At 70.0% G+C, this 12,803-nt stretch carries 10 protein-coding genes; 5 read left to right on the top strand and 5 right to left on the bottom strand.

Annotation, left to right across the window (positions count from 1 at the left end):
• Positions 1 to 27: 27 nt before the first annotated feature.
• Positions 28 to 966 carry a PAC2 family protein gene (locus NNI01S_RS16945; RefSeq protein WP_063021212.1) on the bottom strand — a complete coding sequence of 313 codons (939 nt, stop codon included), beginning with the start codon at positions 964 to 966 and terminating at the stop codon, positions 28 to 30.
• 277 nt (positions 967 to 1,243) lie between these two features.
• Here NNI01S_RS16945 and NNI01S_RS16940 point away from each other — a divergent pair, with 277 nt between their 5' ends.
• Positions 1,244 to 1,951, top strand: coding sequence for a sensor domain-containing protein (locus tag NNI01S_RS16940; protein WP_245676222.1), 708 nt, complete (start codon positions 1,244 to 1,246; stop codon positions 1,949 to 1,951).
• 424 nt (positions 1,952 to 2,375) lie between these two features.
• Complete coding sequence (locus NNI01S_RS16935; protein ID WP_063021064.1) at positions 2,376 to 3,461, top strand: DUF4192 domain-containing protein; 1,086 nt, start codon at positions 2,376 to 2,378, stop codon at positions 3,459 to 3,461.
• A gap of 179 nt (positions 3,462 to 3,640) precedes the next feature.
• Here NNI01S_RS16935 and galE read toward each other — a convergent pair whose 3' ends face one another.
• Together galE and NNI01S_RS16925 are read right to left on the bottom strand one after the other, a co-directional pair.
• Positions 3,641 to 4,621 carry a UDP-glucose 4-epimerase GalE gene (gene galE / locus NNI01S_RS16930; protein ID WP_063021063.1) on the bottom strand — a complete coding sequence of 327 codons (981 nt, stop codon included), beginning with the start codon at positions 4,619 to 4,621 and terminating at the stop codon, positions 3,641 to 3,643.
• A 3-nt stretch (positions 4,622 to 4,624) separates the two neighbouring features.
• Positions 4,625 to 5,311 carry an iron-dependent transcriptional repressor DtxR gene (locus tag NNI01S_RS16925; RefSeq protein ID WP_063021062.1) on the bottom strand — a complete coding sequence of 229 codons (687 nt, stop codon included), beginning with the start codon at positions 5,309 to 5,311 and terminating at the stop codon, positions 4,625 to 4,627.
• A 209-nt stretch (positions 5,312 to 5,520) separates the two neighbouring features.
• Between NNI01S_RS16925 and NNI01S_RS16920 the strand changes: the two genes are divergently transcribed.
• From NNI01S_RS16920 to NNI01S_RS16910, 3 genes are all read left to right on the top strand, one after another.
• The gene (locus NNI01S_RS16920) at positions 5,521 to 6,792 is read left to right on the top strand and encodes an acetoin utilization protein AcuC (RefSeq protein WP_084488887.1); all 1,272 of its coding nucleotides are present in this window, start codon (positions 5,521 to 5,523) and stop codon (positions 6,790 to 6,792) included.
• Positions 6,785 to 9,457: a bifunctional acetate--CoA ligase family protein/GNAT family N-acetyltransferase gene (locus NNI01S_RS16915; RefSeq protein WP_063021060.1), complete on the top strand. Its 2,673-nt coding sequence runs from the start codon at positions 6,785 to 6,787 to the stop codon at positions 9,455 to 9,457. The genes NNI01S_RS16920 and NNI01S_RS16915 overlap by 8 nt, the downstream gene beginning before the upstream one ends.
• A 111-nt stretch (positions 9,458 to 9,568) precedes the next feature.
• Complete coding sequence (locus NNI01S_RS16910) at positions 9,569 to 9,907, top strand: DUF4333 domain-containing protein (RefSeq protein WP_063021058.1); 339 nt, start codon at positions 9,569 to 9,571, stop codon at positions 9,905 to 9,907.
• A gap of 159 nt (positions 9,908 to 10,066) precedes the next feature.
• Here the strand turns inward: NNI01S_RS16910 and NNI01S_RS16905 are convergent, their stop codons facing one another.
• Positions 10,067 to 11,035, bottom strand: coding sequence for a sigma-70 family RNA polymerase sigma factor (locus NNI01S_RS16905; RefSeq protein WP_063021056.1), 969 nt, complete (start codon positions 11,033 to 11,035; stop codon positions 10,067 to 10,069).
• A gap of 194 nt (positions 11,036 to 11,229) precedes the next feature.
• Entirely contained in the window at positions 11,230 to 12,747 is a 1,518-nt protein-coding gene (locus NNI01S_RS16900; protein WP_084488885.1) for a DUF7782 domain-containing protein, read from the bottom strand.
• Positions 12,748 to 12,803 lie beyond the last annotated feature (56 nt).

Below are 12,803 nucleotides of genomic sequence, written 5' to 3'. Positions count from 1 at the left end.
GCAGGGGCGATCGGGACCCGGCGTGGATCAGTCCTGTTCGTCCTCGTCCTTGTTGCGGCTCTGCTCGGCAAGGAATCGCTCGAACTCGGCGCCCAGCTCGTCGCCGCTCGGCAACTCGCCGTCACCGACCAGCAGGCTCGACTGCCGCTCCTGCGCGGTCACGAAGCTGTCGTACTGCCGCTCCAAGGCGTGCACGACGGTCTCCACCTCGACGTTGCCCGCGATGTGCTCGTTGACCTGCTCGCGTACGCGGGCGGCGGCCTCACCGAGCGCGGCCAGCGGGAACTCCAGGCCCGCGTTGTCCGCGACGTTCTCCAGCAGCGTCTGCGCGGCCTCCGGGTAGGCGGTCTGCGCCAGGTAGTGCGGCACGTGCACCGAGAATCCGACCGACTCGTGCCCGTGCTGCGCCATGCGGAATTCCAGCAGCGACGACGCGCTGCCCGGCACCTGGAGTTCGCCCGGCCACCGCTGATGGTCGGAGATCAGGTCGCGGTTGGAGGAATGCGCGGTGACGCCGAGCGGGCGCGTGTGCGGAATCGCCATCGGAATGGCGCTCAGGCCGATGCTGCGGCGCACGCCCAGCTGTTCGGCGAGCAGCCGCACCGCTGTGGTGAACTTCTCCCAGCGTAGGTCCGGCTCCAGACCCGAGAGCAACAGGAACGGCGTCCCAGCGGTGTCGCGTAATGCCCAGAGGTTGAGTTCCGGTTCGGCGTACTCGGAGAAGTGATCGGTCTTGAAGGTCATGAGCGGACGCCGCGACCGGTAGTCCAGCAGCTCGTCCACATCGAAGGAGGCGACCAGTTCGCTTTCGAGGCTCTCGCGCAGGTGCGTGGTCGCCAGCCGCACCGCATGCCCCGCGTCGGTGAAACCTTCCAGTCCGTGCACCAGGACCGGGCCCGCGCCGTCGGCGGACGACAGCTGCGGAGCGGGGAACTCCAGTTCGTACATTCGCGACTCGTAGTCCATCGCGTACTCCTTCCTGCGCGGCTCCTGCGGCCCGGACGCGTACCGCACGCGCCAGTGTGATTGCCTGCCCGCTCGTTCACCACCTCTGGTGGTGGCGCGAGCCGAACAGTCGTCCGAACCGGGGACCACTGCCCATTGTCCCCCATACCGTGGCGGTCACCGCGCACGGCCGGACACCGACCCATACTCCGAGGCAACAGCATCGGTGGCTCGCGCATTCCCGGCCCGGCGGCGTGGCATCGCCGACTGGACAGCAGGAGTTTGGCACAGTGGGCGGGTGACCGTGGCGGATTCGAAGCGCATGCGGCTGGGCCGGGTGGTGGCACCCCTGGTCTACGCGGTGCTGCTGGCAGCATGCGGGTCGACGGTACCCGGGCGCCCGGTCTCGTCGGCGCCGACGACGGTGACCAGGCATGTGAGCGCCGAACTGCCGACTCTGCTGCCGGATCCGGCTCAGTTCCCGGCGCCGTACACGGCGGTGGTGCTGCCGCAGGAGGCCGTGGCCCAGGCGGCGGGCGACCTGGACGGCATGGGCCGCGGCGCGAACGTCCAGCCCAGCCGATGTGTGCCGCCGAATCAGGACTTCGGACCGGATCGTACCGCGATGGCGGTCGGCACGGACGACGTCACGCGCGCCACGCTGACCGTCGAATTGACCCGCACCGGCGAGCCGTTGGCGGCGCTGCGCGATCGGCTGGGACAGTGCGGATCGGTGCGGGTGAACCGGGCTGGCGCCGCCACCACCGTGACGACCGAGCTGGAGTCGCCGCCGCCGATCGATGCCGACGACGCCCTCTCGCTGCGCAGAACGGTGCGGCCGGAGTCGGGTGGTACGCGGCTGACCCAGTCCATGCGCACCCACGTCGCGCAGTCCGGTGATGTGCGAATCACGGTGACATACATGTCCTTCGCCGAGGGGCAAGCGGATATCGCCGCGCTGGATTCGCTGTTCGCCACCGCGGTGCGCAAAGTACGCGAGAGATAGCGAGTCGCGTCGGCACGGTAGCAGGCGGCACCGACACGAATCGCGGTCCGTGCGTGGCGCCTGCCGAGTCGTGCACAGCACGAATCCTTTCCCCAGGGTGGCTGAACAGCCAGGTCGGCGTCCGGGGCCGGTGACCGTCGCCCCGCACAGTCGATGCATGACAACTTCCTCATCCGAACCGATCGATGCGGGATACGCGGGCAAGGGCGACGGCTTCCAGCTGGGCTCGGGCCGAAACACCCGATCGACCCGTAGTACCCCGGCAACGGCTGCGGTGCGGGTCATGTCTGCCGAAGTGGTTGCATCACAACTCTTTGCGGATTCGACAGATGGAGAGGCAGCTCCATGTACCGCCGGGCGACCGGCCCGCCCCGCCCTCTGCCGCGACGATCCTCCGCCGTTCCGGAATTCGGCGGATCACGCCGTGTGTGTGGACGACCCGGCGGAATTGATCGCCGCCGTGCCCGCGATGCTGGGCTTCACCCCGGAACGGTCGGTGGTCGTGCTCGTCCTGCGGCGCGCGACGGGCGGCGCCGCGATAGTCGACGCGGTGGTGCGGTTCGATCTGGATTCGCCCAGCGGTCGGCGCGTACGAGGCGCGACCTTGGCGTCCGCGATCGCGCGGATCTGCGCGCACGACGAGGCGGCCGAGGTGCTGGCCGTCGTTGTCGACGAACGCGCCGTGGAGCCCGATGCCGGCGCCGACCAACCAGGATGCGCGGCGGGGCGTTTCGACGTGCTGGTCGGCTCGCTCGGCAGGCGACTGGCGGCGTGTGACATCTCGCTCGCCGGAGTGTGGGCGGTGCGGTCGATCGCCGCTGGACAGCGCTGGTGGACGGTGGCGGGAGCGCGACGAGGCGGGGTACTGCGGGACCCGGCAGCCTCCCTGGTGACGCTGACCCATGTGCTGGACGGCAGGCCGATCCGCGGTTCGCGCACCGAGCTCACCGATCTGGTCGCACCGGAGCCGACCGCACGGGCCGAGGTGGCGGCGCACCTGGCGGACGCGGTCGCGCGCGCCCGCGAACGCTACGCGGTGGCCGCTCGTCGCGGTGATCCGATCGGGTACAGCAGGCAAGCGCTCGACTACGTGCTGTGGCAGATCGCCAACACCGCCTCTGGTGCCGAGCTGCTGGCGCCTGAGCTGGCGGAACTTGCTGCGGCCCTGCGTGATCGGGCGGTCCGGGACACGATGTTCGCCTTGGCGGTTGGCGATCACGCCGCTACGGCCGAGGCGGTGTGGGCGGCGCTGACTCGCGCGCTGTCCGGCACGGATCGTGCCGAGGCGGCCGCTCTGCTGGGGTACAGCGCCTACGTCCGTGGCGACGGACCGCTAGCGGGTATCGCGCTGGATGCCGCGCTGGAGGCGGATCCCGGACATCCCATGGCCCTGCTGCTGGACACGTCGCTGCGCCTGGGCATGCGTCCGGAACAGATGCGGCGCCTCGCGCACAGCGGATATCGGACCGCCGCCGGTCTCGGTGTCGACCTCGGCACTCCGTCGTCGTGACAACGGATAGGCGCGTCGGCGGTGTCGAGTCGGCGGTGCGCGGTCCGGTGCCGAGCGACTTCACGAGGCGCCGCCTGTCCGCCGGGCGCATGGTGTCGCGGCGGTTCCGGCTCCGATGCGGTGGTGCGATCACGGCGGCCCGAGTCGGCGCGGTGCCGACTCGGGCAAGGGAATGCCGGTTACTTCGCGCTGTGCGCGCGAGGGCCGAGCGACTGAAGGAAAGCCCAAGCGTCGGTGACGATCTCGTCGAGATCGTTGTGCTCGGGCCGCCACCCGAGTTCGGCGATCGCGCGCTCGCTGGACGCGATCAGCGTCGCCGGGTCGCCGGGGCGGCGTGGCGCGTCCTGTGCGGTGATCGGCAGGCCGGTGACGCGCTCGCAGGCCGAGATCACCTCGCGAACGGAGAATCCGGTGCCGCTGCCGAGGTTGTAGATCCGGTGGGTACCCGCTTCCGCGGTCGCCAAGGCCAGCAGATGGGCCTGCGCGAGATCGCGGATGTGAATGTAGTCGCGGACCGCGGTGCCGTCGGGGGTTGGCCAATCGGTGCCGAAGACGGAGATCGCCTTGCGGTGCCCGGCAGCGACCTGCAGCACCAGGGGGATGAGATGCGTTTCCACCACCCGGTTCTCGCCGAGCCCGCCGTAGGCCCCGGCGACATTGAAATATCGCAGGCTGGTCGCCGCCAGTCCGTGCGCGATCGCGTAGGAGGTGATCGCGTGGTCGATGGCCAGCTTCGACGCGCCGTACGGGTTGGTCGGGCGGGTAGGGGCGGCCTCGGTGATCGGCACCTGTTCCGGTTCCCCGTAGACCGCGGCGGTGGAGGAGAAGACCAGTCGCCGCGTGCCCGCGCGCCGCATGGCCTCCAGCAGTTCGAACGTCTTCACCACATTGCCGTGCCAGTATTTCTCCGGCTGCTGCACCGACTCGCCGACCAGCGACTGCGCCGCGAAATGCAGTACGCCGTCGAAGGCTTCGGCGGCCAGCAGTGCGGGTGCGGCGACCGCCACGTCACCCTGGACGAACCGGGCGGCGGAAGGGACGCCGTCGGCATTGCCGGTGGACAGATCGTCGACGACGACCACCTCGTGACCGGCTTCCAGCAGCACCTGGGCGCAGACGCCGCCGACGTACCCCGCGCCTCCTGTGACGAGAAGTTTCACGTGTCAGGCCAGCTTCACCTGGACGGCGTGCGCCATCTCGTCGGGCAGTTCGAAGCCGTCGTGGCCCGGCACGGTGATGACCACCGAACCGGACTTCGTCTCGACCGTGACGCGGGCGTCGGGGACCACGCCCGCCTCGCGCAACCGGCCGATGACCTCGGGGTCGGTCTGGATGTGCTCGGCGAGCCTGCGCACGACGACGGCGTGCTGCTGGCCGTGCGGCAGGTCGGACAGGCGCAGCAGCGTCTCGTCGGCGGCGGCGGGCGGAATGATGCCCAGTTCGTCCAGTCCGGGGATGGGGTTGCCATACGGGGAGGTGGTGGGGTGGTTGAGCACCTCGACCAAGCGACGCTCGACGTCCTCGCTCATGACGTGCTCCCAGCGACAGGCCTCCGCGTGCACGTTCTGCCAATCGAGGCCGATGATGTCGACGAGCAGGCGTTCGGCCAGACGGTGCTTGCGCATGACCGCGACGGCCATGCTGCGCCCCTTCTCGGTCAGCTCCAGGTGACGGTCTCCGGCGACCAGCAGCAGACCGTCCCGCTCCATCCGGGCGACGGTCTGGCTGACGGTGGGGCCGCTCTGTTCGAGGCGCTCGGCGATCCGGGCGCGCAGGGGCACCACGCCCTCTTCCTCGAGGTCGTAGATGGTACGGAGATACATCTCCGTGGTGTCGACCAGATCCTTCACCTGTTACCCCTTCGTCGGCACGAATTCTACCCACGCACGACGGCACCCCCGTGTGCCGGATCGTGTCGCTCCACGCTGCGCACGACATCTCCGGCGGCATTGCGGCGACCCGATCGGCGCACGACAGGCGGCCGTGAGCGTACTTTCTTGTATTTGTACTGCATAGGAACGTTTCGCGGGGTTCCTTGCTTCCCGCTAGCGTTGCGATCATGGCCACTGCACCGCGCGGCGAACCGCGGACGCCGATCCCGCCCGCATCGACCCGGCCCGCGACCGTCGTCTGGACCGAGCGGTTCCTGGATTACGCCTGGACACCGGAGCATCCGATGCAGCCCGCGCGTCTGAAGTTCACCATGGCGCTGGCGCGGAGCCTCGGCTTGCTCGAGGGTGTCGAACTGCTCGAACCCGCCGAGGCCGGCCGCCCGGATCTGCTGCGCATCCACACACCCGACTACCTCGACGCGGTCGAACGCGCCGTGCCGCCGGTGGGTTCGCCGGCCGCGCCGCCCTACGGCCTCGGTTCCCCGGACAATCCGGTATTTCCGCGCATGCACCAGGCCGCGTCCACGATCGTCGGCGGCACTCTGGCCGCGGCCAGGGCGATCGCGGAGGGGCGCACCAGACGTGCGGTGAGCATCGGCGGTGGCATGCATCACGCGATGGCCGATTCGGCCGCGGGTTTCTGCGTGTACAACGACCCGGCGGTGGCCATCTCCTGGCTGCTGGACCATGGTTTCGACCGGATCGCCTACATCGACGTGGACGTGCACCACGGGGACGGCGTGCAACGAGCCTTCTACGCCGACCCCCGGGTGCTCACCATCTCGCTGCACCAGCATCCGGCCACCCTGTGGCCCAACACCGGGTGGCCGGAGGAGACCGGCGCCGGCGCGGGGGAGGGCACCGCGATCAACCTGCCGCTGCTGCCCGGCACCCGGGACGCGCAGTGGTTGCGCGGTTTCCACGCCGTGGTGCCGGGGGCGATAGCGGCGTTCGGGCCGCAGATCGTGGTCAGTCAGTGCGGGGTGGACACCCATCGGGAAGACCCGCTGGCCGATCTGGAACTCACCGTCGACGGACAGCGCGCGGCCTTCCGCGCCATGCGCGACCTCGCCGATCGCTATGCCGAAGGTCGCTGGCTGGCTGTCGGCGGCGGTGGGTACGGCCTGGTCCGGGTGGTGCCGAGGGCCTGGACCCATCTGCTGGCCACCGCGCTGGACCGCACCGTCGACCCCGCGACGCCGATACCGCAGGACTGGATCGACACGATCCGCGCGGCAGCGCCGCGGTCCGACCCGCCGCGCACCATGGGCGAGGGCGGCGACGTCGCCTACCGTCCGTGGGACGGCCCCGGCGGTACCGGCGAGACCGGTGACGCGCGGGTCGACCGTGCCCAACGTGCCGTCGACATGGCCGTGCTGGCCACCCGCCGAGCGACTTTCGGATTGCTGGGACTGGACCCGGAGGACCCCCGTGACTGACTTTCCCGATACTTCGGACACTCCCGCGATCCCGCCTCCGCCGCCGCAGCACTGGTTCGCGGACGTTCTGGCCTCCGACGGAGGCGTCGTCCGGTTGCGGCCGATCACACCCGACGACGCCGACCGGCTGCAGGAGTTCCACAGCGCGCTGTCGGATCGCACCAGATATCTGCGGTATTTCGGCCCGTATCCGCGGATTTCGCCGAAGGACCTGTACCGCACCACGCATGTCGACTATCACGACCGGGTCGGGCTGGTACTGGAGCTGGGCGAGGCAATCGTGGCGGTGGGCCGCTACGAACTGCTGGAGCGGGACGGGCCGCGCGCGGCGGAGGTCGCGTTCGTGGTCGCCGACGGGCATCAAGGACGCGGGCTCGGCTCGATCCTGCTGGAGCACCTCGCCGGCGCCGCCGCCGAGAACAAGATCGAGACGTTCGTCGCCGAGGTGCTCGCGGAGAACACCGTGATGGTGACCGTGTTCCGTGACGCGGGCTATCAGGTCGAGCGCAGCAGGGACGGCTCCGTGCTGCACCTCGAGTTCGCCATCGATCCCACCGAAGCGCTGCTGTCGGTGCGTGATTCGCGCGAACGCGCCTCGGAGGCGCGCAGCGTGGGCAATTTGCTCACACCGCGGTCGGTCGCCGTGATCGGGGCCACGCCCGCGACGGGCCGGGTCGGCGGTGCGGTGCTGGCAAATCTGCTGTCGGGCCTGTTCCAGGGGCCGGTGTTCCCGGTGAACCCGAACCGCAAGTCGGTGCGCGGGGTGCGGGCATACGCGACGGTCCGGGAAATTCCCGACGAGGTCGATCTCGCTGTGGTCGCGGTGCCGCCCGCGGCTATCGGATCGGTGCTCGACGACTGCATGGCCAAAAAGGTCAAGGGGCTCGTGGTGTTGACCGCGGGTTTCGGCGAGACGGGAGAGGAGGGCCTGACAGCCGAACGCGAACTGGTGGCGGCCGCGCGTGGTCACGGCATGCGCGTGGTCGGGCCGAGCGCGCTCGGCATCGCGAACACCGACCCGGCGGTCGCGATGAACGCGACACTCGCCACGGTGCTGCCCGGGCGCGGCCGGATCGGATTCTTCTGCCAGTCCGGGCCCTTGGGCGCGGCCATCCTCGGCGAGGCGGCGGCGCGCAATCTCGGGTTGTCGACGTTCGTATCGGCGGGTAATCGCGCCGACGTCTCCGGCAACGACCTGCTGCAGTACTGGGACAGCGACCCGGACACCGATGTGGTGCTGCTGTATCTGGAGAGCTTCGGCAATCCGCGCAAGTTCTCCCGGATCGCGCGCCGGGTGGCCCGGACCAAGCCGATCGTCGCGGTGAGCAGCGGCCGCTCGGTCGCCCAGCCTGCGAAGGACATGGACCGTTCGATCGTGCGGGATCTGTTCGCCCAAGCGGGCATCGTCCAGGTCGACTCGATCTCCGAACTGTTCGACTGCGCCGCCCTGCTCGGTTACCAGCCGTTGCCGCGCGGCTCGCGGCTGACCGTCGTCGGCAACAGTACGGCGCTCAACTGGCTGGCCGTCGACGCGGCCCAGAGCGAAGGGCTCGAGGTCGCCGAGCCGGTCAACCTCGGGCCGCAGGCGACGCCGGGCGCGTACCTGGACGCGCTCGTCGCGGCCCTGCGGTCGGACGAGACCGATGCTGTGATCGTGGTTTTCGCGCCCCCGGTCCCGCTGCCGACCGCCGGCTTCGCCGACGCGATCCGGGCGGCGGCGGGCGCTGTCCCCGAAGCGGGGAAGCCGATTCTCGCCACCTTCGTGGCCGAGCAAGGGATTCCGAATCTGCTCGCGGTGCGCGGTCCCGGCGCGGCGGCGGTGCACGGGTCGATCCCGTCTTATCCCGATCCCGAACGTGCGGCGAGGGCCTTGGCCCGGGTCCGGCGCTATGCCGAATGGCGCACCAAGCCCGTGTCGCCGGTGGTGCGGCCGCAGGGTATCGACACCGATCGCGCCCGCCAGTTGGTGGCCGACTGGATGTCCGGGTCGGGCGGTCGCCGGCTCACCGATCTGGAGACGGTGGAACTGCTCGGCTGCTACGGGATTTCGGTCGTGGAATTCCGGGAGGTGCGCAATGCCGAGGAGGCGGTCGCGGCCGCGGAGGAGCTCGGCTATCCGGTGGCCGCCAAGGCGACCGGCGAACTGTGGCGACGCAGACCGGATCTCACCGGTGTCCGGCTCGATCTGTGGCGGCCGGAAGCGGTGCGGCAGGGATACGCGGATCTGGCGGAGTTGTGCGGTGATCCCGTGCTGCACATCCAGAAGATGGCGACCAAGGGGGTCGGCTGCACCCTGCGCGTGCAGGACGATCCCTCGTTCGGTTCGGTGATCGAGTTCGGCCTGTCCGGTCTGATCATCGAGTTGCTCGGGGACCGGGCCTATCGCGCGCTGCCGCTGACCGCCGACGAGGCGACGGCTCTGATCGACGCGCCGCGAGCCGCACCGCTGCTGTCGGGTACTCCGGCGAGCCCACGCGTGGACAAGGCGGCCCTGACCGAACTGGCTCAGCGCATTTCGGCCCTGTTCGACGATCTGCCGGAGATGCGAGAGCTGTCCTTCGACCCGGTGCTGGCCTCGCCGACCTCGGCGGAGATCCTTTACGCCCGTGGGCGTATCGGCCCGGAGCCGAGTCGTTTCGACACGGGTCCGCGTCGGCTGGGGTGAGCTTTCCGGGCGAACGGTTTGCCAGAAGCGTGGCGCGGCTGAGCCGTCGGCCCGCATACGTCACCTAGGGGAGGCACGCTAACGGACGATCGCGCCCACTGCGATCTGGGGATGCCACGTTCGTCCCAGAAGAAGGGCCGGCTCGCCGTGAAGACCCGTAGCCTCGCCCTGTTGTCCCTGCTCGCGGCGGCGCTCACCGCGTGTTCGGTGAGCATCGGCACGCCGAAGGTTCAGGAGGCCGACCTGGAGAAGTCGGTCAAGGACTCGCTCACCGAGAAGGTGGGGCAGGAACCCGACGCGATCGACTGCCCCGGCGACCTCACCGGCAAGGAAGGAACGACCATGCGCTGCACGCTGACCGCGGGCGAGGACACACTCGGTGTGACGCTGACAGTGACTTCGGTCGAAGGTGAGACCGTCGAGTACGACATCGCGGTCGACCAGAGCTGAACCGCACGAAGGGAGTGCGACACCGCCGACCGGCTCGCGCGACACCCGGAGGGGACGGGCACGCGCGCTGACCGGTCGGCGCGGGAAGGCGACCCCGGCGGGAAGGGTCACCGAGCCGAACGCCGGCGCTGTCTCGACGCGGCCGGCGTCGGGAGACGATCAGCTGGCGTAGGCGCGGAGCCGGTCGGCCCGCTCACCCTTGCGCAGCTTCGCCATGACTTCACGCTCGATCTGGCGCACCCGCTCGCGGGACAGGCCGAAGAGCTTGCCGATCTGGTCCAGCGTGCGCGGCTGGCCGTCGTCCAGGCCGAACCGCAGCCGGATGACCTGCTGTTCGCGCTCGTCCAAGGTGGCGAGCACGCTGCGCACATCGTGGTGCAGCAGACCGGCGATGACCGCGGACTCCGCCGAGGTGGCCTCGGAATCCTCGATGAAGTCGCCCAGCGGGGCCTCTTCGTCGTTGCCGACGGGCATGTCCAGGCTCACCGGGTCGCGGCTGTGGTCGAGCAGATCGGAGATCTTGTCGACCGGGATGCCCGATTCGGTGGCCAGTTCCTCGTCGGTGGCCTCGCGTCCCAGCTGCTGGTGCAGTTCACGCTTGATCCTGGCCAGCTTGTTCACCTGCTCGACGAGGTGGACGGGCAGCCGGATGGTGCGGCTCTGGTCGGCCATGCCGCGGGTGATGGCCTGCCGGATCCACCAGGTGGCGTAGGTGGAGAACTTGAAGCCCTTGGCGTAGTCGAACTTCTCCATGGCGCGGATCAACCCGAGGTTGCCCTCTTGGATCAGGTCCAGCAGCGGCATGCCGCGGCCGGTGTAACGCTTGGCGAGCGAGACAACGAGACGCAGGTTGGCTTCCAGCAGGTGAGACCGGGCGGCCTGACCGTCGCGCACGATGATCGCGAGATCACGCTTGCGGGACGCCGACAGTCGCTTGCCGGTTTCCAGCAGGTACTGCGCGTAGAGGCCCGCCTCGATGCGCTTGGCCAGCTCGACCTCGTCGGCAGCGGTGAGCAGCGCGGTACGGCCGATCCCGTTCAGGTACACACGTACCAGGTCGGCGGCAGGGCTCTGAGCGTCGAGGTCCGAATCGCTGGTGCGCACACGAGTGGTGGCGGGGCTTGTCATGACTTGCCTCCTGTCGGTGGTGTCTCACTCCGATAAACGGACCCGACAGGGAGAAAGTTCCCCGTTACGGCTGGCATAAACCGCTCTGAGCAGCGGTTTTCGCCCCTCTCGTCTGAGAAGTTCCTGAGAAGCGCCGCAGCGCGGGACAATCCCCGGCCAGGACCTGCACCGGTCGGCGCGCGGTCGGCGTGCGCTCACACGGGCTTGATCAATCCGTGCCGTACCAGCCCGGTGACCACGGACAACGCGTCGGCGGCGAACTCGGCGCCCACCTCGCCGGATCCGTGGGCGAGCGCCAGCAGTTCGATCAGGTCGTACAACGGCAGGCCGTCGGCGCGCATTCCCGCCAACAGCGAGATCGTGACCTCATCCACTTCGTGCTGCCAGCGGGGCCCGTCACCGCGATGCAGACGCGCCACCTCGGCTGTCCACCCGTCGGCGCCCGGCAGGTATACGCGCTGCAGCGCGGTTGCCGGGTTCACGGCGAAACGGGAAGACCAGGCGAGGTTTTCGTCCACGGCGACGGCCCGCAGCCAGGCCGAGCGCTCGAAATACCGGACGGCCTCGTCACCGAGCGGGTCGTCGAAGCCGTGGGTGAGATCCTCGGCGAGCAGTTCGGTCGGCCCGTCGATGGCACGCAGGTAGACGAACCCGAATCCGATTCCCTCGACGTCGGCGGCGTCGAAGGCGTCCAGCCAGCGCTCCGCGCGAGCCTGCGCCTCCGGGTCACGCGGGTCCGCACCCGCGTCACGCAACCAGGTGCCCACATACAGCGCGGGGTCGGCCACGTCACGTTGCACCACCCAGGCATCGACGCCGTGCGCGGGCAACCAGGACGAGACGCGCTCGCGCCAGTCCTCGTCCTCGACGTGGACCCACGCGGCCAGCATGGCCGCGGTGCCGCCCGGGGCGAGCAGGTCGGCGGCCTGGGAGATCACCACCTTGCTCGCGCCGTCGAGCGCGAGGCCGGAATCGCGATAGGTGTGCTCGACGCGTCCGGGACCCACCACGAAGGGGGGGTTGGCCACCACCTGGTCGAAGCGCCTGCCGCGCACGGGGTCGAACCAGGACCCCTCGACCAGTTCGATGTCCAACCCGTTGAGCGCCGCGGTGGCCTCGGCCAGCCACAACGCCCGCGGGTTCACATCGGTGCCGGTGACGCGCCGGGCGTAGGAGGCGGCGTGCACCGCCTGCACACCGCAACCGGTGCCGAGGTCGAGCACCGTGCCGACCGGCCGGGTGGGCGTGGCGCGCAACAGCGAGAGGGAGGCGTGACCGACGCCGAGGACGTGATCCTCGGTCAGGGTGCGGCGGCGCATCGAATCGTCGAGATCGGACAGCACCCAGCGGGTGCCCGCGCCCGCGTCCAGCGGGCGCAGGTCGAGCGCTGCCCGGACCTGATCGCCGTCGCGCTCCAGCAGCCCCGCGGCGACCGCGCGGTCGATCGGCACGGGCGCCAGCGCCGCGGAGACCTCTCGTTCGGACAGGGCATCGCCGAGCAGCAGCAGGCGGATGAGCGTGCCCAGCTCGCCCGCCCCGCGTACGGCCCGGCGCACCGGCACCGGCTCCGAGCGGCCCAAAGCCGCATGCGCGTCGCCGAGTACCGCGAGCAGGGTGTCGGCCTCGTAGCCCGCCCTGGTCAGCGCGGTCCGCAGATCCGGGCACAGTGCGGTGAGCAGCGATCCGGTGGTCGTCGATCGGTTCGTAGGCACACCGGTACTCTGCCACCGCTATCACCGGGCACGGATCGGGTGGCCGCTGTCCCACC

This window comes from Nocardia niwae NBRC 108934 = DSM 45340 (genome assembly GCF_001613465.1).
Classification (GTDB): domain Bacteria; phylum Actinomycetota; class Actinomycetes; order Mycobacteriales; family Mycobacteriaceae; genus Nocardia; species Nocardia niwae.
The sequence above is the reverse complement of the archived record's forward strand: the minus strand, read 5'-3'. Positions and strand labels throughout refer to the sequence as shown.

Coding starts and splice junctions, on each gene's coding strand:
- NNI01S_RS16905 (WP_063021056.1), bottom strand. CDS start 11,035: ATGACAAGCCCCGCCACCACTCGTGTGCGCACCAGCGATTCGGACCTC.
- NNI01S_RS16910 (WP_063021058.1), top strand. CDS start 9,569: ATGCCACGTTCGTCCCAGAAGAAGGGCCGGCTCGCCGTGAAGACCCGT.
- NNI01S_RS16920 (WP_084488887.1), top strand. CDS start 5,521: ATGGCCACTGCACCGCGCGGCGAACCGCGGACGCCGATCCCGCCCGCA.
- NNI01S_RS16945 (WP_063021212.1), bottom strand. CDS start 966: ATGGACTACGAGTCGCGAATGTACGAACTGGAGTTCCCCGCTCCGCAG.